This window comes from Corallococcus sp. AB030, from assembly GCF_003668965.1.
In the GTDB taxonomy this organism is placed as follows: Bacteria; Myxococcota; Myxococcia; order Myxococcales; family Myxococcaceae; genus Corallococcus; species Corallococcus exiguus.
This window is the reverse complement of record NZ_RAWQ01000188.1, coordinates 1-22,257: the sequence shown is the minus strand read 5'-3', so window position 1 is coordinate 22,257 and position 22,257 is coordinate 1. Positions and strand designations below refer to the sequence as shown.

Genomic DNA, 22,257 nt, shown 5'->3' with positions numbered 1-22,257 from the left:
ATGGGGGACGACGCGGCCATGGCCCATGCCCTGGGGCGGGTGGTGTCGGACGCGAAGTGGCGGGACGGGCTGCGCCAGCGGGCCCTGGACCGGGCGGACGAGTTGTCCGCTGAACGGGCGCTCAAGGCCTGGGAGTCGCTGCTGGCGGAGGTCTGACGCGGGGGGCAGGAAAACCTTGCTCCCCTGGTTCTGCTTCCCAGAGGATTCGCCCCATCATGACGACGACGAACGAGACGCAGGGCCTCAACTTCCTCCAGGAAGTCGTTGAGGAGGACCGGCGGACGGGAAAGCACGGCGGACGCGTGCACACCCGCTTCCCGCCCGAGCCCAACGGCTACCTCCACATCGGCCACGCCAAAGCCATCGTGCTGAACTTCGGGCTGGCGCAGCAGTATGGCGGCAAGTGCAACCTGCGCCTCGACGACACCAACCCGCTCACCGAGGACACGGACTACGTGGAGTCCATCCAGCGCGACGTGCGCTGGCTCGGGTTCGACTGGGACGACCGGCGCTTCTTCGCGTCCGACTACTTCGACCGGCTCTACGCCTTCGCGGAGCAGCTGATTTCGCAGGGCCAGGCCTACGTGTGCAGCCTGTCGCCGGAGGAGATCTCCCAGTACCGCGGCAACTTCACCACGCCGGGCAAGGACAGCCCGTACCGCACGCGCACGGTGGAGGAGAACCTGGACCTGTTCCGCCGGATGAAGGCGGGCGAGTTCCCGGACGGCAAGCACACGCTGCGCGCCAAGATCGACATGACGTCGTCGAACCCCGTGCTGCGCGACCCGCCCATCTACCGCATCCGGCACGCGCACCACCACCGCACGGGCGACACATGGTGCATCTACCCGCTCTATGACTTCGCGCACTGTCTGTCGGACGCCATCGAGGGCATCACGCACTCCGTCTGTACGCTGGAGTTCGAGAACCGGCGCGTGCTGTACGACTGGATCGTCGACGCGCTGATCAAAGGCGACCGGCCCAACCAGTACGAGTTCGCGCGGCTGAACCTCACCTACGCGGTGATGAGCAAGCGCAAGCTGCTCCAGATGGTGCAGGAGAAGCGCGTCTCCGGCTGGGATGATCCGCGCATGCTGACCATCAGCGGCCTGCGTCGCCGGGGCTACACGCCCGCGTCGCTGCGCGACTTCGCGAAGCGCATCGGCGTGAGCAAGTCCGACAGCCTCATCGACATGGGCGTGCTGGAGCTGTCCATCCGGGACGACCTCAACGAGACGGCGCCGCGCGCCATGGCCGTCCTGCGGCCGCTCAAGGTGGTGCTGGAGAACTACCCGGAGGGCCAGACGGAGGAGCTGGAGACGGCGAACCACCCGAAGCGCGAGGACATGGGCACGCGCAAGGTGCCGTTCATGCGCGAGCTCTACATCGAGGCGGACGACTTCCAGGAGGTGCCGGAGAAGGGCTTCTTCCGCCTGGCGCCGGGCAAGGAGGTGCGCCTGCGCTCCGCGTACTTCATCAAGTGCGAGAAGGTCATCAAGGACGCGGCGGGCAACATCACGGAGCTGCGCTGCACGTATGACCCGGCCACGCGCGGTGGCGACTCGCCGGATGGCCGCAAGGTGAAGGGCACGCTGCACTGGGTGCCGGGCAACGCGCCCGTGGCGCAGGTGCGGCTGTTCGACCGGCTCTTCTCGGTGGAGGCGCCGGACAAGGACGAGACCAAGGACTTCAAGGAGTTCCTCAACCCGAACAGCCTGGAGACCCTCACCGGCGCGCGCGTGGAGCCGATGCTCGCGGACGCGAAGCCGGGCGACCGCTTCCAGTTCGAGCGCCTGGGCTACTTCTGCGCGGACGCGGTGGACTCCAAGCCGGGCGCACCCGTCTTCAACCGCACGGTGACGCTCAAGGACTCGTGGGTGAAGGAGCAGAAGAAGTAGGGCGCTCTGTCCCACGCCGCTGAATCATCACGGAGCCCCGGGTGGAAGCACCCGGGGCTTCGTCGTTTCTCACGGAGGCGTCTCGCGGGTCATCTCCACCATGGTGGGACGCCAGCCCAGCCGCGCGAACAGGCGTTGCGCGGCTTCGTTCTTCGCGGCGGTGTGGAGCACCACGCGCGGCGCGCCCATCTCCGTGAGCCGCTGCACCATGGCCTCCGCGAGCAGCCGGCCGGTGCCGGTGCCGCGCGCCTTCGCCTCCACCCAGATGTCGTGCAGGGCGCCGCACTTGTCGAGGAGCATGTTCCAGTCCACGCCCTCCAGCCGGCCGTAGCAGTAGCCCACCACTTCGCCGTCCAGCTCGGCCACGAGCACCACGGCCTCCTGCGGACGGCGCGCCTCCTTGCCCAGCCACCAGCGGTAGCCGGACTCCACGTCGTCCGGGACCATGAAGCGCTGCGGGTCGAAGCCGTGGTGCTGGCGCGCGAGCGCCGCGCCCATGCGGCCCAGCGCGGGTGCGTCCAGGTCCTTCGCGGGGCGGATGGTGACGGGCATGCGTTCTCCAGGAAGCGGGTGTCCGCTCCAGGTTGCGCATCGAGGGCCGCGTCTGTCGAAGCCTTCTGGCGAAAAGTGCTCAGCCGCCCACGCGGAAGGGGGCCCGGCGTCGCCTAACGGGCCTTCGCGCGCATCTGGGGGACGGCGCGCTTGCCCTCGCGCAGGGTGGAGCGGGCCATCTCCACCAGGCCCCAGCCGGCCACGAGGGCGAACACCGCGCCTCCCAGTGCCAACAGGTAGTTCACGAGGCCCGTGTCTCCGCACTGGAGGCACGCCACGGACGGGTCCTCCGGCTCGTAGTGCAGCGTCACCGGGGCGCCGGCCGCGTAGTGGTGCGACACCGCCTGCGCGTCCGCGAGCCCGCCCGCGCCGTGGCCGTCGAAGGCCACCGTGTCGGAGGTGTACGGGACGCCGTTCACCTCATAGCGGTAGCTCACGTCCGGGCGGAAGCTCACCGCGCGCTTGCTGCGCAGCGTCTCCACGCGGGATCTCACCACGGTGCCCTGCACGGTGGGCCAGTCCTTGCTCACCTTCGAGCGGTACACCATCCGGCCGCCCGCGAACGCCAGCGCCACGCCGATGCCCAGCAGGGCCAGCCCCATCAGCCACTTCATCATCGTACGAGTCCTTGCTTGCCTCCCGCCGCGCTGCCCGGGCGAGGAAGGCGAATCCGCCTCGGAAGTGCAGTCCCCGGGCCAGGGCCGCTACCCCTGAGGGAGGGAGCCGCGAGGCGGGGCAGATTTCCCCACGGGGGCAATTCGCCCCGGTAGACTCACGGGACTCCATGTCCGCACTCGCCCAAGAGCTTGAAGTGGCCCGGCGCATCGCCCGCCAGGCTGGTGACATCCTCCTGCAGGTCTACGCCACGGACTTCTCCGTCACGGACAAGGCCGGAGGCGCCGGGCCCGTCACGGTGGCGGACGAGCGCGCCAATGCCTTCATCGTGGGCGAGCTGCGCAAGGCCTTCCCGGCGGACGGCGTGGTGGCGGAGGAGAAGGAGGATGTCTCCGACGCCAAGCGCTTCAGCCGCTGCTGGTTCGTGGATCCGCTCGACGGCACGCAGGAGTTCGTGAACCGCAACGGCGAGTTCGCCATCCACATCGGCCTCGCCGTGGAGGGCCGGGCGGCGCTGGGCGTCGTCTACCGCGCGGTGGGGGACGTCCTGTACTCCGGCGTGGTGGGCGAGCAGGGCTACGTGGAGGACCCGCAGGGCCGCCGCGCGCTGCGCGTGTCGGACGTGGCGGACCCGGCGCAGCTGCGGCTCGTGGTGTCGCGCTCGCACCGCTCGAAGACGACGGACGCGGTGGTGCAGCGGCTGGGCATCACGAAGGAGCGGGAGTCCGGCTCGGTGGGGCTCAAGTGCGGTCTCCTGGCGGAGGCCCACTGCGACCTCTACGTGCACGTGAGCGACAAGAGCTACCGCTGGGACAACTGCGCGCCGGAGGCCGTCATCCGCTCCGCGGGCGGCGTGCTCACGGACCTGGCGGGCGACGCGTACCTGTACGACGGCTCCGAGCTCCAGAACCGCCGGGGCCTGCTCGCGTGCAACGCCGCCGCCTTCGACAAGGTGCTGCCCGTGGCTGCACAGGTGGCCCGCGAGGCCGGCCTGCTGAAGTAGTCAGCGCGTCTGGACCGCGCGGCACAGCTCGCCGTACAGCCGCGCGAGGTCCGGGAGTTGGTAGCTGGCGTTGAGCCCGCTGGGATTGGGCAGCACCCACAGCCGCGTGTCGCCCAGCGTCTCCTTCTGCGGTCCGAACTTCGCCTTTGGCCGCGAGAAGGCGGTGCGGTACGCGCCCAGCCCCAGCACCGCGAGGTACTTCGGACGGTAGCGTTTCACCTTGCGCGCCAGCGACTTCGCGCCCTCCGCGTAGTCCTCCGCGCCCAGCTGGTCCGCGCTCGCCGTGGCCCGGTCCACCACGTTGGTGATGCCCAGGCCCAGCACCAGCAGCTCCGCCTGTTCCGCCGGCTTCAGGAGGCGCGGGGTGAAGCCCGCCGCGTGCAGTGACGGCCAGAAGCGGTTGCCCGGCCGCGCGAAGTGCACACCCACCACCGCGGAGTAGAGGCTGGGGTTGATGCCGCAGAAGAGCACCCGCAGGTCCGGTGCCAGCAGGTCCGGCATGGAGCGGCCGGTGGCGGCGAAAAGCTCGTCCTTCGTGGGGCGGTGGAGCTTCATGGAGTGGGCAATCCAGGGCGGAACCTAGCGGGTCGGGTGCCGCCTCGCACGTCCATGCGCCTGGGCGTGTGCCGGGCGGGGAAGGGGACGGATGCCTTTCCCAGCGACAGCGCCCGGTCCTCGGGGGCAGAGTGACACCTCGTGTCCGCATCGACATCGTCCGAGCCCTCGCGGCTGACGCACAGGCACTGGCTCGCGCTCGCGGTGGCCGTGGTGCCGTTGGCGCTCTACGCGTTCTCCCCTCGCGAGGGCGACCTGCCGCTGTACTTCCGGACGGCTCGCGCGTTCCTGGATGGCGCGGTCCCCAACCGCGACTTCCGCTTCGAATACCCGCCCTACGCGCTCCTGTGGTTCGTGCCCGCGACGTGGGCAGGTGGCGACCTGCGTGGCTTCATCCTCGCGTTCGGCCTCCAGCTCACGCTCGTCGACGCTTTCATCAAGTGGCTGCTGCTGTCCGAGGGCGTGCGCCGGTGGGGAACGGCCTGGCGCGCGTGGGTGCCGTTCGCGGCGTACTCCGTCGTCAGCTGGCTCCAGAGCGTGCACTACCTCAAGCGCTACGACCTCATCCCCGCCGCGCTCGCGCTGGCCGCGTTGGTGGCCCTGATGCGCCGGCGCGAAGGCCAGGCGGGCGCGTTGCTCGCGGTGGGCACCGTCACCAAGCTGTACCCGGCCGTGCTCGTGCCGCTGGCCCTGGCCGTGTGCTGGCGCCGGGGCTCGAAGCCGACGCGGGCCCTGCTCACCGGACTGATCGCGGGCGTGCTGCCGCTCTTTCCCATGAGTCTCGTGTGGCCATGGTGGCGGTTCGCGGCCTTCCACGTCGAGCGGGGGCTCCAGGTGGAGGCCTTCAGCGCGGGCCTGCTCTGGGCCGCGCACCTGATGGGCTTCGCCCACGTCCAGTGGGTCCACGCTCCCGCCGCCTATGAGCTGCACGGCGCGGACGCCGAGATGGTTCGCGCTGTCACCCGCCAGGTGTGGATCGCGGGCCTGCTGCTGGCCGTGGCGGTGTCCGTGCGCGCCGCGTGGCGCAGGCCTCCCGTGCACATCGAGGACCTGGCCCGGCTGACGCTGGTGCCGCTCGTGGCCTTCGTCATCCTCAACCCGGTGTTGAGCCCGCAGTACCTCATCTGGCTCACCGGGGCCGCCGCGCTCGCGCTGCTCTCCGGAACGGTGGCACCGTCCGCCGTGCTGCTGGTGGCCGCCGCCATCACGCGCGGGCTCTTCGCGGGCAGCACCTACAAGACGGGCTGGCAGCCGTCATTCACGCTGCTGCTCTTCGCACGCAACGCGATGGTGCTCTACGCCGGGCTCGCCTGGGCCCGCGAGGCCTGGCGGTGGGGACGCCCTGGAGCCACGGCGCTTCCGGAGGCGAAGGACGCACCCGCGCCGACACCGCCCCCCTGAAGCCCGGTTGCCTGCTCTCCGTGGACCGGAGCACCGCTGCGAAGCCGGGCGCTCGTGGTTACAGGGAAGGCATGGCCCGTCCGGTGAACGTCAACGCCATGCTGCCCATCGAGGTGGAGTTCCAGCGCGAGCGCGCCTCCGGGTTGCGCCGCTCCGGCGACAAGCTGGAGGGCGCCCTCGCCCTGGTGGCCCAGGCGGAGAAGGAGCTGCGCGCCCTGCATGGCCTGTCGCGCATGGAGCGCTACGCGGCGTACCGCGCGCTCTGGAAGGAAGCGGAGCGGCTGCGCTGGAACCTCACCGTGCAGCGCGAGGCCTGTGGCCTGCGCAACCACAGCGACCTGGACCTCATCTACCCGCTGCCGCCCCTGCTGAGGGAGTGACGTTCACGGCGAGGTGCGCCATGCGGCCACGGCGAAGAGCGCCCAGCCGGCGAGGAAGGCCAGTCCGCCCAGCGGCGTGATGGCGCCCAGCACTCGCACGCCGGACAGGGCCAGCGCGTACAGGCTGCCGGAGAACAGGACGATGCCCGCGAGCATCGCCCATCCCGCGGACTCCAGGAGCGCGGAGGGTCGCACCGTGCCCAGGAGCCCCACCGCCACCAGCGCGAGCGCGTGGTACATGTGGTAGCGCGCCCCGGTCTCGAAGATGACCTGCAGGTCCTGCGCGAGCCGGGCCTTCAGCGCATGTGCCCCGAAGGCGCCCGCCGCCACGGACAGGAAAGCGTTCACCGCGCCCACCACGATCCACCACCGCATCATCGAGTGCCTTTCTTCGCGCGCTTGACTGCGGCACGCTACACCGCGCCTCACGGCAGCGTCCTGGTTGAACACGCACCCGCCCCAGCCGCGCCCATCCCCGATGATGACTTCCCCTTCCTTCCAGCCGACCCCGTCGATTCCCTTCGAGCTGCGCCAGTCCCCCATCCAGGGCACGGGCGCCTTCGCCACCCGCCGCATCCGCAAGGGCGCGCGCATCATCGAGTACATCGGTGAGCGCATCACCCAGGCCGAGGCGGACGCCCGCTACGACGACGAGTCGATGGAGCGCCACCACACGTTCCTCTTCAACCTGGACGACGACACGGTGTTGGACGCGGGGACCCTCCACAACGAGTCGCGCTACATCAACCACTCGTGCGAGCCCAACTGCCAGTCGCTCATCGACAAGGGCCGCATCCACATCTACGCGCTGCGTGCCATCGAACCGGGGGAGGAGCTGTCGTACGACTACGCGTACGAGCGCTCCCCGGAGATGGAAGCCGACGCCGAGTCGCTCTACGTCTGCCGCTGTGGCACTCCCTCCTGCCGGGGCACCATCCTCGCCCCGGAGAAGAAGGCCCCCGCGCGGCGCAAGAAGGCCGCGCCGAAGTCCAAGTCGACCTCCAAGACCCAGGTCGCGTCGAAGTCCAAGTCCAAGGCCGCCAAGAAGTCGAAGGCCGCGCCGCCGGCCGCCGCGAAGAAGAAGCGGGGCACCCAGCGCGCGAAGTCTCCGGGCCGCGGACGCCGCGCCGCGAGCTGAAGCCTCAAACGGAAGCGCGCGCGCTCAGGAGCCGGGCATTAGAGTGGAAGCGTGAAAGACGTCCTGCGCTTCCTGCTCACCGAGGCCCCTGACTTCCCGTCGCTCGACTCCGTGGACGGCTGGTGGCGACGGCACCTCGCGGTGCTGCCGCGCTTCCAGGTGCCCGCGGACCTGGCGCTCGCCAGCGGCTTCCGGATGGACCGGATGGGGTTCGCTTTCTCCTCCGGCTACCAGGCCGCGCTGCGCTCGCTCTTCCCCCAGCTCCCGGCGGACCGGCGCGCCGCGCTCTGCGCCACGGAGACGGGTGGCGGGCACCCGAGCGCCATCGAAACGAAGCTCACGCCGAAGGGCGCGGGCTGGACGCTCGATGGCGTGAAGACCTACGTCACGCTGGGCACGCACGCGGAGGTGCTGCTGGTGGTCGCCTCCGAGGGCCGCGATGCCCAGGAGCGCAACCGCCTGCGCATGGTGCGGCTGGACGCGAGCACGCCCGGGGTGACCGTGGAGCCGCTGCCGCCGCTGGGCTTCGTGCCGGAGGTGCCGCACGCGGTGCTGCGGTTGGATGGCGTGGAGGTGGCGCCGGAGGACGTGCTGCCCGGGGATGGCTACACCCGCTATCTCAAGCCGTTCCGCACGGTGGAGGACTGCCACGTCAACCTGGCGGTGCTGGGCTGGCTGGTGAAGGTGGCCCGCCGCTGCGGCTGGCCGGTGGCGCTGCGCGAGGAGCTGGTCGCCATCGCGGTGATGATCCACGCGATTGCCCTGGAGGACCCCAGCGACCCGGCCGTGCACGTGGCGCTGGGCGGCGCGCTCGCGCAGCTGCACCGCGCGCTGGAGCGCTGCGAGGTGGCCTGGGAGGGCGTGGACGTGGAGATGCGCGAGCGGTGGCAGCGCGACCGGCGCCTGCTCGACCTGGCGTCCAAGGTTCGCGCGAAGCGGCTGGAGGTCGCGCGCCAGCGGCTGGCCGGCGGCGCGGGCGACGACTGAAGTCTGAAATGCGAAGCCCGCGAGGGGAGGGGGCCTCAAGGCCTCCTCCGCCGCGCGGGCTTGGGGTGCTACGGGTGTTTCAGTACCGCCCGCCGCCCACCGCGGAGACGAGGGCGGACAGGATGCGGTTCTCCACGCCCCAGACGGCCTTGTTCACGCCCTTCACGCCCGCGCCGCGCATGTAGTCCGTGAAGTCGTGCAGCGCGGTGGAGCGCTGCATGCGCTCGCCGCTGGCGGCGTAGAGCAGCGGCGTGTTCGGCGCGCCCGTGAGGCCCAGGTCCGGACAGGCTTCGGACAGCGCCGCCCGGTCGATGCCCGTCACCGCGGACATCATGGCCACGGTGAAGTGGTGCACGGGCAGCTCGCGCGCGTTGGGCACGCGCTCCAGCACCTTCGCGCGCGTCTTCGGGTCGGTGGCCAGCTGGGGCAGCGTCACCCGGGACATCTCCAGGATCTGCTCGTTGGTGATGTGCTTGTTGTCCAGGATGGCCCGGTCAAACAGGCTCTGCGGCGTGTCACCCTTGATGGTGATGTTCACGTCGGACATGCGCTGACGCATGGTCTGGATGGCGCGACCCACCTCCGTGTTGGGACCGCCGCGCCAGGAACCCGGCGTCGCCTGCACCGGCGCCATCGTCGCGCGGGTCCGCGCCAGCTCCGCGCGGTTGAGCACGTCCGCGCGAGACGCCGCGGTGGCCTGGTTGGTCCGGGCGGGCTGCGCGGCCGGAGCCTGCGTGCGGGCCGGAGCGACGGAGGGAGCGGCGGGTCGGTTGCGGATCTCGGTCATGGATGTGCCTTCTACCCTGGACTTCGGAGTACCGGATTATCGCAGGGAGAGCAGGGGAGTTGCCTTGCTGGAGCCTCCCCAGCACGTGCGTTCCGCCCGGGGACCGGTATGGTGCGCGCCATGTCCCCGCGCCTGCCCACCCAGTTCGCCGACCTCCTCACCCCGAAGGGCCGCCGCATTCTCGAAGGCCGAGACTCCGAGACGTGCGGCGCGCTCCTGGACCCCACGCGGCCCTTCATCGCGCTGCAGGGCGTCATCGACGTGAAGAAGGCGGCGGCTGCGCGGGACATCCTGGACGCCGCGCTGCGTGACACGCTCGTGACCATGGAGGACCCCATCCCCGAGGACTCCATCTCCGGCATGGTGGAGAACTACACGGAGGCGCTGCCCAAGACGGTTCGCGTGCGGACCGCGCTCCTGGAGAGCCGGCGCTCGCGGTCGTGGCGCGCGGCGGAGGCGGTGGGGCTGAGGGCGCTCCTGCGCTCGGACACGTTCGCGGCCTTCGCGGCGACGGTGAGCGGCCGGCCGCTCAAGCGGGGCTGGGGCATCCAGGTGCTCTGCTACGGCCCGGGCGACTACACGGGCCCGCACAATGATCACCACCCGGAGGAGGCGGACGCTCGTGACGGCTACGTGGACATGCACGTGAGCCTCACCCTGCCCGCCGTGGACCACCAGTACCTCGTGTACGCGAAGGACGGGCACTTCTCCGAGCTCACCAAGGTCAGCACCGTGGGCGGCGTCACCGTGTACCGGCTGCCCTTCTGGCACTACACGACCCCGCTCGCCGCGAAGCCGGGCAAGGAGGACGCGGCGCGCCGCTGGGTGCTCCTGGGCACCTTCCTGGATGCCGCGCCCGGGACGCGCCCTTCCTCCACCGTCCTGCCGGCGGGCGCCCCTCCGCCTGTCCGGGCCGTGACAGTCGGACGTGGCACCGGGGCCGGACGGCGTTAGCGTGCCGGGCCCATGAGCCCGACTGACATCGACACGCAGGCCAACGACCTCCTCCAGTACATCGACGCGTCGCCCACGCCGTACCACGCCGTGCGCGAGACGGCGCGCCGCCTCACCGCCGCGGGCTTCCGTGAGCTGGACGAGCGCGAGTCCTGGTCGCTGAAGCCCGGTGACAAGGTCTTCGTCATCCGCGGCGACACGAGCATCGCGGCCTTCCAGCTGGGCACGAAGCCCGCGGACACCACCGGCTTCCGGCTGGTGGGCTCGCACACGGACTCGCCCAACCTGCGCCTCAAGCCCAACGCGGCCGTCAACCGCCACGGCTACCAGCAGCTGGGCGTCGAAATCTATGGCGGGGTGCTGCTGCACACGTGGACGGACCGCGACCTGTCGCTCGCGGGCCGCGTGGTGGCGCTGTACAACGGCCGCCCCCAGCACCACCTGGTGGACTTCCGCCGGCCGCTGTTGCGCGTGCCCAACCTGGCCATCCACCTCAACCGCGGCGTCAACACGGAGGGGCTGAAGCTCAACCCCCAGGATCACATGGTGCCGGTGCTGGGCCTGGAGAGCGCGGGCCCCGCGGAGCTGAAGACGCTGCTGGTGGAGGAGCTGGGCCGCTCGGGCGTGAAGGCCGCCGCGGACGACCTGCTGGGCTACGACCTGTGCCTCTACGACTTGCAGCCGTCCACCCGCTCCGGCCTGCACGGTGAGTTCCTCCACGCGCCCCGCCTGGACAACCTGGCCAGCTGTCACACCGGGCTCACCGCGCTACTGAAGGACACCGGCCCGCGCGAGGCCACGGTGGGCGTGGTGCTCTATGACCACGAGGAGTGCGGCAGCCGCAGCGCGCAGGGCGCCGCATCGCCGTTCCTGAAGGACCTGATGGAGCGCATCGTCCAGGCGCACTCGGATGGGCGCGCGGACGCGTTCCACCGCGCCATCCGCCGCTCGTTCATGGTGAGCGCGGACATGGCGCACGCGGTGCACCCCAACTACGCGTCCATGCACGAGCCCAAGCACCAGCCGCAGCTGGGCGGTGGCCCGGTCATCAAGTCCAACGTGAACCAGTCCTACGCGACGGACGGCGAGTCGTGGGCGCACTTCGCGGCGCTGTGCAAGGAGGCGGGCGTCACGCCGCAGCACTTCGTCACCCGCACGGACCTGGGCTGCGGCAGCACCATTGGCCCCATCTCCGCGGGGCAGCTGGGCATCCGCACGGTGGACGTGGGCAACCCCATGCTGTCCATGCACTCCATCCGCGAACTGGCCGCCGCGTCCGACGTGGCCCGCATGGTGGCGGTGCTGTCTCGCTTCTTCGCCTGAGCCCGGGCGCCTGACGGCGCCATGAGCGGCAAAAGAAAGAGGCGGGCCCGGTGGTGACACCGGACCCGCCTCGGATGTTTCAGGAAGCTTTCAGCCGAAAGACTAGTTCACGCCCACCGCGGTCCAGGCGTCCTTCACCTTCTGCACCTGGTTGGAGTCCGCGCCGTACAGGTCCGTGGCGGACTTGATGGTGGCCTCGCGGGCCTGCGCGAACGTCGTCTTCGGCGTCATGTACGTGGTGAGGGCGCGGCCGAAGATCTTCAGGCCGTCCTCCATGCCGATGCCGCCCTTCACTTCCAGGCCGGACGTCTTGTTCTTGCCGCCCTCGACCAGCAGGTAGAAGGCGTTGTTGGAGATGCCGCTGGATCCGTGCACCTCCGTCTGCTTCGGGTAGTTCTTGTAGTTGTCGACCGAGTAGTTGTCCTTGGTCGGGTCGTTCATGTAGCGCAGGCCGTCCTCGGAGTCGCCGTTGTTCGGCGTCCACGCGGCCTCGCCCACGGTCCAGTTCCACTTGGCCTCGGGGTTGTTCTGCGCCGCGTACCACTCCACGCCCGTGCCGATGATGTCGGAGAAGGACTCGTTCAGGCCGCCGGACTCGCCGCTGTAGATGAGGCCCGCGGTGCGCTCGGTGAGGCCGTGCGCGATCTCGTGGCCCGCGATGTCCAGCGTGGTGAGCGGGCCGGACTGCTTCCCGTCGCCGTCGCCGTAGCTCATCTTCTCGCCGTCCCAGTACGCGTTCACGTAGTTGTTCTTCACGTGCACGTAGTTGACGAGCTTCTCACCGGCGCCGTCGATGGAGTCACGGCCCAGGACGTTCTTGAGGAAGTCGTAGGTCGTGGCCGCGCCGTAGTGCGCGTCGATGCCGGCCTTGGCGCGCGCCGGGTCGGTGGCCTCGCCCCACTTGTCGTTGTCGTCGGAGATCTTCGTCTGGCCGGACGCGGTGGACTTGTTGTTCGCGTCGTAGGTCACGATGCCCTTGCCGCGCGTCGAGTCCTCCAGCGAGTACGTGCCGTCCGCTTCCTTCTTGGTCTTCAGGTCCACGTGGCCGCTGTACATCGTCAGGTCGTCCGCGGTGCCCGTGGGCGGGTTCTGCGGATCCGTCGGAGGCGTGGTCTCCTTCGCGGTGATGTTCAGGCTCCAGTTGTTCAGGGTGCCCGTGTCACGCGCGGCCTTGTCCTCGACCGTGACCGTCCACTCGCCCTTGGCGCTCTCGCCCTTGAAGGCCTCGGAGAGGTCGAACGAGCCCGCGATGTCGTCCTTGGAGCCGCCCTTGCGGTCCTGCAGCACGGCGGACTTGCCGGAGGGGCTGGTCACGGTGACCTTCAGGTCGCCGCTCCAGGTGTGCTTGATGTTCAGGTCCACGGACAGCTTGTCGACCGTGACGCCGTCCGGGATGTTGATCTTCGACTGGACCTGACCCTTGTCCGGGATGGCCACGTTCGGGCTGGCCGTGCCGTTGACCTGCAGCTGCGCCGCGGCGGACTTCGACCAGCCGCCGATCTTGTTGAAGCTCTCCAGCACCTTCCCCGTGTTGGCGTCGATGATGTAGTTCTGCTTCTTGGGCTTCTCCTGCCCGGCGATCTGCGTCACTTCCACCTGGTAGGCGGAGTGGTACTTGCCTTCCGCGTCCTGGTAGATGACGCGCTCGGAAGAGGGCTGCTTGTCGGCCTTGCCGCCCAGCTCCTTCTTCGCGATGTCGATGGCCGCCTGCGGGGCCAGCTTCGGCTTCTGCGTCCCCAGGCCCGCGGGGATGGGGTTCTGCTCACCGGTGACGCTGGACACCTTGCCGTCCGTGCCCAGGTGGCTGATCAGCTGCTCGCCGAAGACCTTCACGCCTTCGTGAACGCGGTCCAGGCGAACGTGGGTCATGCCCAGCTCGTCGACTTCCACGCTCTTGGGGGCCAGCGTCGGGCCGGTCTTGTTCGCCGCCAGCAGCGACGACGCGGTCATCGGCGGGGTCAGGGCCTTCAGGGACGTCTGGATGGCCTGCTGCGCCTCCTTGCTGTCCAGCGCGAGGCGGCCGGTCTGCGCGGAGGTGGCCCCCGTGGAGGACGACTGGGTCGTCGCGGAGGCGGCGGCCGTGGGCTGCGCGCCAGCGGCGGCGCCCGTGCGGGAGACGGACTCGAAGCCGTCCTTCACGCGAAGAACGTTCTTGGCCTTCGCCGTCGTCGAGGTGTCGGTGGTGGGGCGGAGAGAAACGGGCGTCGAACCGTCGGTGCGGCGAATGGTCATGAATCACTCACGCTGCAAGGGGGATGAACAATTCTCGCACGGGGGCTCCGAGAGTTTCCGATGGCTCAAAGAAGTTAACGCGGCATCCCAGAAATCGGAGGATACCGATGGTAGACTTCCTGTGAATTCAACGGTTGACACAGAAATTTTGCTTTCAGTAGGGGTCCATTGCGACCCGAATTCCTGAAATCCCTGATGCGAGCCGTCATGGAACAGCGCGAGGCGGGCGGGAAAATTCGCGAGAAATACTTGGAAAAGTACACCTGAGCGGCAACCAGGCGAGCAGGCCCGGCGCGTGGAGGCTGATACAGTGAGACACGGTTTCCCGGCCGGGTTGGTGCGGGGGCTGGACCCTGGGGGGGTTGGAAGACATGGAGACGTGGATTCATCCGGAGACGCGGGAGGCCCCTGGCCTGCCGCTGCTGATGGTGCGGGTGCCGCGCCGGAACTTCGAAGGGCTGTTCGAGCACGCGCTGAGGCCGTCGGGTCCGTTCGCACAGGCGCTGCGGGACGTGGGCTACGACGCGGACACGGTGGAGGAGCGCCTTCCTCTAGAGGTGTGGCGCGCGTCGCTGGCGGTGGCGCGGCGGCATGCGTGCCCGGGCCTTCCGAGCGAGGACGCCAACCGCGTGCTGGGCACCCACTACGTGGAGGGGTTCGCGCAGACGCTGGTGGGGCGCATCTTCGCCGCGGCTGCGCCGCTCCTGGGCGCGGAGCGGTGCCTGGCGCGGCTGCCCACGTACCTGCGCGCGGGCCGCGAGGACATGAAGCTGATGCTGGAGCCGGTGCGCGCGCGGGAGTGGCGTGCGCGCGTGGTGGACTCGGATCCGCTGCCGGACTTCGTGGCGGGCGTGATGGAGCAGGTGCTGCGCCGTACGCGGGTGCTGCCGCGCGTGGACGTGCTGGAGCGCTCCGAGCACGCCTATTCGCTGCGGATCCGCTGGGACGAGGCCTGAGCCGCGCGCCTCCCGCCGGAGGACGGCTCCGGCGGGGGAGGGGCTCAGCGGGCCGCGGTCCTCAAGGGCTCCCCGGCGAAGGGGGGCACGTCCCGCGTCGTCGGGTCGGTGGGGTCATCGAAGCGTAGGAGCCGGCGGAAGTCCTCCGCGCGCCAGAACACCTGGCCCGCCGTGTGGAAGCGCTCCAACTCCTCGCGCGTGGGCCAGGAACGGTAGGGGAAGCGGGCGCGGGTCACGTCCATGGCGTGCGAGGGGGGCGTCTGGCCCTGCGCGAGCGCCTCCACGTGCCGCTTGAGCAGCCACACCCCCGCCGCGGTCGCCTTCACCGTCAGCGCCAGATGGGAGTCCGACGCGGCGCGCGTGAAGGCGGACTGGCCATACACGTCCCCTGCGTCGATGCGCGCGGTGGTGCGGTGGAGCGTCGTTCCCACCTCCGGCACGCCGTTCAGCATCGCCTGGAAGATGGAGTCCACGCCGCGGAAGTCCGGCAGCAGCGACGGGTGGATGTTCAGGCACCCGTGGCGCGGCAGGCCCAGCAGCGGCTCGCGGAGGATCTGATCGCACATGCTGGTGACGACGAGGTCCACCTCCTGGCGGCGCAGCGACTCGACGGTCTTCTCCCCGGAGAAGTCGTCGCTGACCGTGAGGGGGATGCCGTAGGCGCGCGACAGCTGCTGGAAGCTCATCAGCCCGCCGCGAGGGGCGCCGAAGGGCAGCAGCGTTCCCCCGAGCCCCGCGAGGACGTTGTAGCCGGTGAAGCGCGCTCCGAACTGCCGCAGGAAGACGGGCAGGACCTGGGCCGGGGTGTAGCGCTTCTTCTGGAAGCGCAGGCCCCCCGAGGACAGCAGGATGCTGGTGGGCACGAGCCCCCCGCGCCGCACCAGGGTGTTGGCGAAGGCGAGGGACATGATGGACGGGATGCAGCCATAGGCGAAGCGGGTCATGGTCACGCGGCCTTGTGGGAGGGGGGCTGCTGGCCGTCGTCGGGCGTGGAGACGCGGAAGCGGCGTCGCTCCTCGGGCTGCTTCTCGCTCAGCAGCAGCGGCAGCAGCGGGTTGATGAGCGGCCGCAGCCAGGGGGATTGCAGGCGCGCGGCCATGGTCATCCCCTCCAGCTCCGCGCCCACGGTCTGCTTGACGAAGTAGCTGGTCAGACCCAGGTCCGCCACCCGGCACCCGTGCCGGGCCGCGTGCTCCAGCTCCTTCCAGAGCAGCAGGTAGTACGCGGGGGTGCCCTCCGTGCGCGCGTAGTCCATGCCAATGAGGAAGGGGTTGTGCACCCCGCCGCCCGTGCCCGTGAGGATGAAGGCGATGAGCTGGCCCTCCTGGGTGCGCAGCGTGAGGAAGCTGCTGGTGGTGGGCATGCGCTCCGCGATGGTTTCGAAGAAGGCGCGCGGGAAGGGGTTGCGCTTGAACTCCGAGGCGCCCTCGTGGACCTGGAGGTAGAGCGGGTAGCACGCGTCGATGAGCGGGCGGAAGTCGCGCACGCGCTCCACCTGGAACCCCAGCGCCTCCGCGTCCTTCAACTTCTTGCGCAGGTTCTGCCGCGACTTCTTCTTCAGCCGCTGGAAGTGCTCCTCGCTGCTCATCCCGTCGAGCGTCACCATCGCCATGGGGTGGTTGGCCACCGGCTTGAAGCCCCGCTCCAGGAACCACGACTGCAGCCGCAGGTCCTCCGGCAGCCCTTCCATGAAGTCGCGCACCAGCAGCAGCGCGGAGTTCGTGCAGACCTCGTCACAGGCCTCCAGCAGCGCCTGGGCGAAGTCGTGCTCCGACAGCTTGCGCGCGTCGTACCACCAGTGCCGCTGCGCCGTTTCGAACGTGCCCACCATGCCCAGGCCCAGGGACAGGAAGCCCGGCATCACCCGGCGCACCCCCTTGGCCAGGGCGCCCACCCGGTCCGGCATGAGGAGGGTGAGGTCCAGGCGCTCCTCGGTGATGACGGCCAGGCCGACGACGTCCTCGCCCTGGGACATCACCAGGTAGCCGAACTTCCGCTCCGGAAACGAGTCCTCCAGGCACGACAGGAAGGCCGCGCTCTTGAAGGGGTGGCCCTGGGCCAGCTTCTCGTCCCAGAGCGCCTGGGGGACGTGCTGGATGCTGGAGTGGATCCGCGTGGTGGTGGCCGTGCTCATTCCTCGCTCCCGTCGTCCAGCCGCTCGAAGTGGATGCCGTGACGGGCCAGGCCGTCGTCGTTCTCCTTCATGTCCCGGAACACGCGCTGCGAGCGGGGCAGCGGCGTTGGCGGGAACAGCTCCGCGCCGAAGCGCTTCAGCAGGGCGTCCAGCACCGGGTTCGTGTGGTGGACGGCCAGGTAGAGCCGGTCCACCACCGCGCCGATGCTCGCCTTGACGGCGTAGCTCGTCTGGCCCAGCTGCACCACGGCCTTGCCGTGGGCCTCCAGCACCTCCACGATCTTGTAGATGCTGTTGAAGTACAGCGAGCCCTCGTCCCGCAGGCGGTAGTCCAGCCCCAGGTAGATGGGGTGCACCCACTCGTCGTCCTTGAGGAACAGCTCGAAGGACACCAACTGCTCGCCCTTGAAGCACAGGAGGGCGAAGACGCGCTCGCCCAGGAGCGCGGGCAGCCGGGCGAAGAAGTCCACGCTGAGCGTCTCGAAGCGGATCTTCGAATGGTTCAGCACCTGGAGGTACAGCGGGTGCATCTGCGCGGCGTAGCGGGAGAAGTCCGCGACCTGCTCCCAGCGCATGCCCGCCTCCTGGACGCGGGCCATGCGGTTGTTCATGAGGGAGCGGTACTTCTTGCGCAGCCGCTCCCGGTAGGTGCTCTTCCCGGGCTCGCCCAGGTAGAGGTAGGTGGTGGCGGCGCTCTCCACGAAGGCGAAGCGCGGGGACAGCACGTCCCGCACCTCCGGCAGCAGCCGGGTGGTGAGCTCCTTCATGAAGACCAGGCCCAGCTTCAGGTGCCGGGCCCGGGCCACCACCTCGTCGGAGATGGCCCGCAGCACGGCGTCACGGCGCGGCTTTGGCAGGTCCGGGCGCACGCCCAGCAGGTCCTTGCAGATGGCGATGGGCGTTCCGATGACGAAGGCGTTGAGGAACAGGAAGCCCGGCAGGACGCGGCGCACCTGGGAGACGACCTTGTTGACGTTGTCCGGCGCGATGACCGTCAGCGACATCCGGAAGCGGAAGCACGGCACGACGGCCAGCACCTCGCCCGCGCTCCGGACCTGGAGGTAGTGGAACTGCACGTCCTCGATGCTGGCGGCCTCCGTGGCCTGGTGCAGTTCGTAGGCCTGCATCACGTCAGAGGTGGGGAAGCAGGTGTTCCATGCCTCCCGGCCGATGTCCTGGATGGAGGAGACCCAGCGGAGTTCGAGCGGCCCTGGAGGGGCATGGGGCGCGGGAGCGCTCCCGATGGCGGTGGCGGACGCGGTCATGACGTGTCGTGCGAAGGAGGTGCGGAAGGGAAGGGGACTTCAGGCGGCCAGCGCGCCCGGGGCCCGGGAAGCCGGGGACGCGCCTTCCTGGAACATGGGCCGGAAGCGCAAGAGCCACAGCGAGCCGAGGACGGGGTGCAGGAGCAGGGGCAGGACGCCCATCAGGGGCAGGCCTTCCATCAGCGCCAGGGCGGGGATGAACAGCGCCACGCAGGCCAGCCGCGCGCACTCCATCCGCCAGGCCCAGGGGCGCGAATCCATCAGCACCCCCAGGGTCCAGGTGCTGACGAGGACCAGCCCCAGCGCCAGGACGCGCGCGGCCACGCCCAGCGTGTCCAGGTGCCACGCCACCAGGAGGATTCCGGCGGCGAGCACCAGGAACTGCGCGAAGCAGTAGGCGGCCACGGGCCAGGGCAGCCTCGGGTCGTACTTCTGGAAGGTGGCGGACGGCCCGTCATCCGCGTCGTGGAAGCGGTCCGCGCGCAGGGAGGGGGGCGTCCAGCCTGGACCGCGGACGATGCACAGGAGCTTGTCGGACACCCGCTCGCAGGCGGCGGCCTTCTGGAAGAGCTCGCCGAAGTAGTGGAAGTGCGCGGTGAAGGGGTTCCACGAGCGCAGGCCCGCGCGCAGGCCATAGACGGGAGGGTGCTCCGGCAGCTCCGGCTGGTAGGTGCCGAAGAGCAGGTCCCACACGACCAGGATGTTGCCGTAGTTCTTGTCGATGTACGGCGTGTTGCGGCTGTGGTGGACGCGGTGCTGGGACGGGGTGACGAGCACCTTCTCCAGGAAGCCCAGCGGCGGCACGTAGGTGTTGTGGATGGCGTACTGGAACACGAGCTGGAGGCTGGTGATGCCCAGGAAGACCTCCGGCGAGACGCCCAGGAGCGCCATGGGCACGAAGAAGGGCCACGTGGTCAGCTCACCCAGGGCGCTCTGGCGTACCGCCAGGCCGAAGTTCATGTCCTCGCCCGAGTGGTGGACGACGTGGATGCCCCACATCCACGCCATCGTGTGATGCAGGCGGTGCGCCCAGTAATAGAAGAAGTCGTAGGACAGGAACGCCAGCACCCACGTCCACGCCGAGTCATTGCGCAACGCGAGGAGCGCGTGGTGCTGGTGCACGTACCCGTAGAAGACGAACGTGGCCCCGGCGATGACGACGCTGCCCAGGACGGTGAGCAGGCTCATCGTCACGTTGGTGATGAGGTCGTTGAGCCGGTACGCCGGCCGCCGCCGCAACAGCCCCACCACCAGCTCCAGGAGGATGGGGGTGAAGAACACGGGCAGCCCGTAGAGGAGCTGTTCCTTGAGGTCCATGGGAGCGCGTCCTGGGAGGGGGGAGGGCGTCAGGTGCCGGTGCGCGCCAGGGCCGGGTCCTGCTGCTGGACGCCCAGCTTGCGGCTGCAGCGGTCCAGGGTGTCCAGGAAGCGGTCCAGGTCCGACTGCGTCAGGTTGGCGCTGACGTTGATGCGCAGCCGCGTCCGGTTCTTGCTCACCGCGGGGTAGCCCACCGGGTTGACGTAGATGCCTTCCTCGTGGAGCAGCCGCGTCAGCTCGAAGGTCTTCTCGTAGGCGGGCATCAGCACGGGGATGATGGGGGACTCGCTGTTCATGCAGTCCAGGCCCATGGCGCGGATGCCGGCTCGCAGGACGTTCTCGTTGTAGTGCAGGCGCTGCTGCAGCTCGGGCTGCTCCTGGAGGATGCGGATGCCCTCCAGCAGGCCCGCGGCGATGGGGGGCGGCAGCGAGGCGGAGAAGATGTAGCCGTTGGAGCCGAAGCGCAGCAGGTCGATGGTGGCCTTCGTGCCGGCGGCGAACCCGCCGATGCCCGGCAGGCCCTTGCTGAGGCTGCCGGTGAGCACGTCCACGCCGTGCTGGAGGGCGAAGTGCGCCGGAGTGCCCCGGCCGTGAGGGCCCATGGCCGCGGTGGCGTGCGCGTCATCCACGAGGACGAAGGCGTTGTGCGCCTCCGCCAGCGCCACGATGCCCGGCAGGTCCGCCACGTCGCCGTCCATGCTGAAGACGCCGTCGGTGATGATGAACTTGCGCTGCTCGGGGGCCAGCTTCTTCAGCGCCCCCTCGATGCTGCGCAGGCTCTTGTGCCGGAAGGTGCGCACGTCCGCGCCCGACAGCTTCAGCCCGTCGATGATGGACTGGTGGTTGAGCATGTCCGACAGCACGACGTCGCCCTCGCCGCACAGCGCGGACAGCACGGACAGGTTCGCCGCGTAGCCGCTGCTGTAGGTGATGCAGTCCTCGAAGCCGAGGAACTCCGCCAGCGCGCGCTCCAGCTCCAGGTGCAGCTCGCAGGTGCCGTTGAGCAGCCGCACGCCGCTGACCGTCGTGCCGTAGCGCTTGAGGGCCGCCTCCGCCGCGGCCACCACGCGCGGGTGCCCGTTCAGGCCGGAGTAGTTGTAGGAGCCGAAGTGGAGGACCTCCCGGCGTCCGCGCGAGGCCGCCTCCCGGCGGGTCGGGCTGAGGCTGACGCTCGCCTCGCGTCCCGGGATGCCGTGGAACACGCGGCCGATGACGTCACAGTGGTGGTTGTCCACATAGTAGTGGACCGCCTTCTGGACCTCCTGGAGCCGGGCGGAGCCCACGGTGAGGTCGCGGTTCTTCACGAAACGGGGAGGGGCGGTGATGTCCATGGACGTTGCTTCCCAGGCCACGGCGCAAGGATCCCCTGCCTTCGGGCGCCCCTCTCCCGTGCGCGCGTGCGGCGAACGCCACGGGCGATGGAAAGCGAGGCCTCGAGGGCGGTCCGGGTACGGGGAGCCGCTGCGCGTGGACGGTTCAAACTCAGGTGTGAGTGCAGGGACGTACCGGATGGCCACGCTGCCGAGACCCAGGTCGGGTGCTCGCCGCAGTCCCCCTGCCGTGGCGACTTCCAGTTATCCAATGATAAGCAGATTGTCAAAGCATGGCTGCTTATTGTGTTTTTGCTGGAATTGCTCCGCGTGTATCGGGTCGCGACCCTAGTTGAGGTACGTCTTCGGCGGGGGGCGCTTGTTGGCGGGGGTGAGTGGCGCCGGGCGCGCCTGGCGCCACCGGCCGATGACGTCCATCAACCCGTCGAACGTGTCGCGCAGGGCCCAGGCGCGGTCCTCCACGTCCTTCAGGCTCTCGCAGCGCAAGAGGCCATCGCGCAGCGCGCGCTGGACGCCGGGGCAGTCGTCGCGCTCGTCGATGAGCTGTTCGGCGGTGTGCGCGTAGAGCCGGTAGCAGCCCTCCACGTCGCCCCGGTTGTAGGCGGGCGCGCCCACGTTGATGGCCTGTCCCAGCAGTGAGGCCACGGACTCCACGGCCGGCGTCGCGCAGCCCTCCAGCAGTCCCACGGGGTGCTGCGGCACCTGGCGCACGCGGGTGGCGCGCTGCCGGGGCGCGTCCAACGCGGACAGCGGACGGGGCGGGCCGGGCGTCTTGAGGAGCGGCGCGATGTAGCGCACCGGGATGACCAGCCCCAGCGCGCGGCCGTTGGCGAGCGCCGCGGTGGCCAGCCCCACCACCTGCCCGCGCGCGTCCAGCACCGGCGAGCCCGACGCGTCCTCGGGCAGCGTGCGGGACAATTCCAGCAGGGTGAGCCATTCGCCCAGCACCTGCACCGCGCGGACCTCCAGGGTGCGCGCTTCCGGGGAGCGGTCCGCGTGGGCCTGGACGACGTTCAGGGCCTCGCCTTCCGAGGGCAGCGTGGCCGGGCCCAGCGAGAGGGCGGGGACCAGGTCCGGAACGGACAGGCACAGGACGGCCAGGTCGCGGCGCTCGTCCACGGCCGTCACCTGGACCACGGAGGAGCGCAGGCCGTCCGGCAGCACGGCGGTGATGGCGCGCGCGCTGGCCACCGCGTGGAGGCTGGTGACGACGTGGCCTTCGGAGGAGATGACGAAGCCCGTGGCGGTGTGGCTGCCCAGGTCCAGCAACACCAGGGAGGCACTCGTGCGCCGAAGGGCCTCTTCGGCCCGCGCACGGCGTGCCTGGACGTCGTCGGACATGGCCACCCCCGTTCGGCCGGCATTCCCACGGGATGCGTTCCATGTGACCGGCTGCATCACGTTGTATCAGCCTGCCCGCTCCCCACCC

21 protein-coding genes are annotated in these 22,257 nt (G+C 69.9%); 9 read left to right on the top strand and 12 right to left on the bottom strand.

Annotated features, from left to right (window positions below; translation table 11 throughout):
- Positions 1 to 215 precede the first annotated feature (215 nt).
- Positions 216 to 1,898 (top strand): glutamine--tRNA ligase/YqeY domain fusion protein, encoded by a 1,683-nt coding sequence (locus D7Y15_RS33595; protein ID WP_120578392.1) that lies wholly within the window; start codon positions 216 to 218, stop codon positions 1,896 to 1,898.
- A 69-nt stretch (positions 1,899 to 1,967) separates the two neighbouring features.
- Here D7Y15_RS33595 and D7Y15_RS33590 read toward each other — a convergent pair whose 3' ends face one another.
- Together D7Y15_RS33590 and D7Y15_RS33585 are read right to left on the bottom strand one after the other, a co-directional pair.
- Entirely contained in the window at positions 1,968 to 2,450 is a 483-nt protein-coding gene (locus D7Y15_RS33590; RefSeq protein ID WP_121755140.1) for a GNAT family N-acetyltransferase, read from the bottom strand.
- A 113-nt stretch (positions 2,451 to 2,563) separates the two neighbouring features.
- Positions 2,564 to 3,067, bottom strand: coding sequence for a DUF3592 domain-containing protein (locus D7Y15_RS33585; protein ID WP_121755139.1), 504 nt, complete (start codon positions 3,065 to 3,067; stop codon positions 2,564 to 2,566).
- A gap of 167 nt (positions 3,068 to 3,234) precedes the next feature.
- Here D7Y15_RS33585 and D7Y15_RS33580 point away from each other — a divergent pair, with 167 nt between their 5' ends.
- The gene (locus D7Y15_RS33580) at positions 3,235 to 4,068 is read left to right on the top strand and encodes a 3'(2'),5'-bisphosphate nucleotidase CysQ (RefSeq protein WP_120578389.1); all 834 of its coding nucleotides are present in this window, start codon (positions 3,235 to 3,237) and stop codon (positions 4,066 to 4,068) included.
- On the opposite strand, the gene mug is transcribed toward D7Y15_RS33580, so the two are convergent.
- On the bottom strand, positions 4,069 to 4,623 hold the full coding sequence (mug, locus tag D7Y15_RS33575) for a G/U mismatch-specific DNA glycosylase (RefSeq protein WP_302052473.1): 555 nt from the start codon (positions 4,621 to 4,623) through the stop codon (positions 4,069 to 4,071).
- A 141-nt stretch (positions 4,624 to 4,764) separates the two neighbouring features.
- Between mug and D7Y15_RS33570 the strand changes: the two genes are divergently transcribed.
- Together D7Y15_RS33570 and D7Y15_RS33565 are read left to right on the top strand one after the other, a co-directional pair.
- Positions 4,765 to 6,024, top strand: coding sequence for a glycosyltransferase 87 family protein (locus D7Y15_RS33570; RefSeq protein ID WP_121755138.1), 1,260 nt, complete (start codon positions 4,765 to 4,767; stop codon positions 6,022 to 6,024).
- Positions 6,025 to 6,095: 71 nt separating this feature from the next.
- Complete coding sequence (locus D7Y15_RS33565) at positions 6,096 to 6,404, top strand: hypothetical protein (RefSeq protein ID WP_120578387.1); 309 nt, start codon at positions 6,096 to 6,098, stop codon at positions 6,402 to 6,404.
- A 3-nt stretch (positions 6,405 to 6,407) separates the two neighbouring features.
- Here the strand turns inward: D7Y15_RS33565 and D7Y15_RS33560 are convergent, their stop codons facing one another.
- Entirely contained in the window at positions 6,408 to 6,782 is a 375-nt protein-coding gene (locus D7Y15_RS33560; protein WP_120578386.1) for a DUF423 domain-containing protein, read from the bottom strand.
- 103 nt (positions 6,783 to 6,885) lie between these two features.
- Between D7Y15_RS33560 and D7Y15_RS33555 the strand changes: the two genes are divergently transcribed.
- Positions 6,886 to 7,542 (top strand): SET domain-containing protein, encoded by a 657-nt coding sequence (locus D7Y15_RS33555; RefSeq protein WP_120578394.1) that lies wholly within the window; start codon positions 6,886 to 6,888, stop codon positions 7,540 to 7,542.
- 51 nt (positions 7,543 to 7,593) lie between these two features.
- Positions 7,594 to 8,529 (top strand): acyl-CoA dehydrogenase family protein, encoded by a 936-nt coding sequence (locus tag D7Y15_RS33550; RefSeq protein ID WP_121755137.1) that lies wholly within the window; start codon positions 7,594 to 7,596, stop codon positions 8,527 to 8,529.
- A gap of 79 nt (positions 8,530 to 8,608) precedes the next feature.
- Here the strand turns inward: D7Y15_RS33550 and D7Y15_RS33545 are convergent, their stop codons facing one another.
- Positions 8,609 to 9,316: a hypothetical protein gene (locus D7Y15_RS33545; RefSeq protein ID WP_121755136.1), complete on the bottom strand. Its 708-nt coding sequence runs from the start codon at positions 9,314 to 9,316 to the stop codon at positions 8,609 to 8,611.
- Between the two features lie 120 nt (positions 9,317 to 9,436).
- Here D7Y15_RS33545 and D7Y15_RS33540 point away from each other — a divergent pair, with 120 nt between their 5' ends.
- Complete coding sequence (locus tag D7Y15_RS33540; RefSeq protein ID WP_233597164.1) at positions 9,437 to 10,270, top strand: hypothetical protein; 834 nt, start codon at positions 9,437 to 9,439, stop codon at positions 10,268 to 10,270.
- A gap of 12 nt (positions 10,271 to 10,282) precedes the next feature.
- On the top strand, positions 10,283 to 11,593 hold the full coding sequence (locus D7Y15_RS33535; RefSeq protein WP_121755135.1) for a M18 family aminopeptidase: 1,311 nt from the start codon (positions 10,283 to 10,285) through the stop codon (positions 11,591 to 11,593).
- Positions 11,594 to 11,695: 102 nt separating this feature from the next.
- On the opposite strand, the gene D7Y15_RS33530 is transcribed toward D7Y15_RS33535, so the two are convergent.
- Positions 11,696 to 13,825, bottom strand: coding sequence for a M4 family metallopeptidase (locus D7Y15_RS33530; RefSeq protein ID WP_120578378.1), 2,130 nt, complete (start codon positions 13,823 to 13,825; stop codon positions 11,696 to 11,698).
- A 371-nt stretch (positions 13,826 to 14,196) separates the two neighbouring features.
- On the opposite strand from D7Y15_RS33530, the gene D7Y15_RS33525 reads away from it, so the two are divergent.
- Positions 14,197 to 14,781, top strand: a complete 585-nt coding sequence (locus tag D7Y15_RS33525) for a DUF2378 family protein (RefSeq protein ID WP_121755134.1) — start codon at positions 14,197 to 14,199, stop codon at positions 14,779 to 14,781.
- Positions 14,782 to 14,825: 44 nt separating this feature from the next.
- On the opposite strand, the gene D7Y15_RS33520 is transcribed toward D7Y15_RS33525, so the two are convergent.
- The 6 genes from D7Y15_RS33520 to D7Y15_RS33495 form a co-directional block, all read right to left on the bottom strand.
- Positions 14,826 to 15,725, bottom strand: a complete 900-nt coding sequence (locus D7Y15_RS33520; protein ID WP_121755133.1) for a formyltransferase family protein — start codon at positions 15,723 to 15,725, stop codon at positions 14,826 to 14,828.
- Positions 15,726 to 15,727: 2 nt separating this feature from the next.
- On the bottom strand, positions 15,728 to 16,915 hold the full coding sequence (locus tag D7Y15_RS33515) for a GNAT family N-acetyltransferase (RefSeq protein ID WP_120578375.1): 1,188 nt from the start codon (positions 16,913 to 16,915) through the stop codon (positions 15,728 to 15,730).
- A complete protein-coding gene (locus tag D7Y15_RS33510; RefSeq protein ID WP_120578374.1) occupies positions 16,912 to 18,180 on the bottom strand; it encodes a GNAT family N-acetyltransferase in 1,269 nt (422 codons plus the stop codon). Before D7Y15_RS33510 ends, D7Y15_RS33515 begins: the two co-directional genes overlap by 4 nt.
- A gap of 39 nt (positions 18,181 to 18,219) precedes the next feature.
- Positions 18,220 to 19,497, bottom strand: a complete 1,278-nt coding sequence (locus tag D7Y15_RS33505) for a sterol desaturase family protein (protein ID WP_120578373.1) — start codon at positions 19,495 to 19,497, stop codon at positions 18,220 to 18,222.
- A 29-nt stretch (positions 19,498 to 19,526) separates the two neighbouring features.
- Complete coding sequence (locus tag D7Y15_RS33500) at positions 19,527 to 20,828, bottom strand: aminotransferase class I/II-fold pyridoxal phosphate-dependent enzyme (protein WP_120578372.1); 1,302 nt, start codon at positions 20,826 to 20,828, stop codon at positions 19,527 to 19,529.
- Positions 20,829 to 21,155: 327 nt separating this feature from the next.
- A complete protein-coding gene (locus D7Y15_RS33495; protein WP_120578393.1) occupies positions 21,156 to 22,169 on the bottom strand; it encodes a serine protease in 1,014 nt (337 codons plus the stop codon).
- Between the last annotated feature and the right edge of the window lie 88 nt (positions 22,170 to 22,257).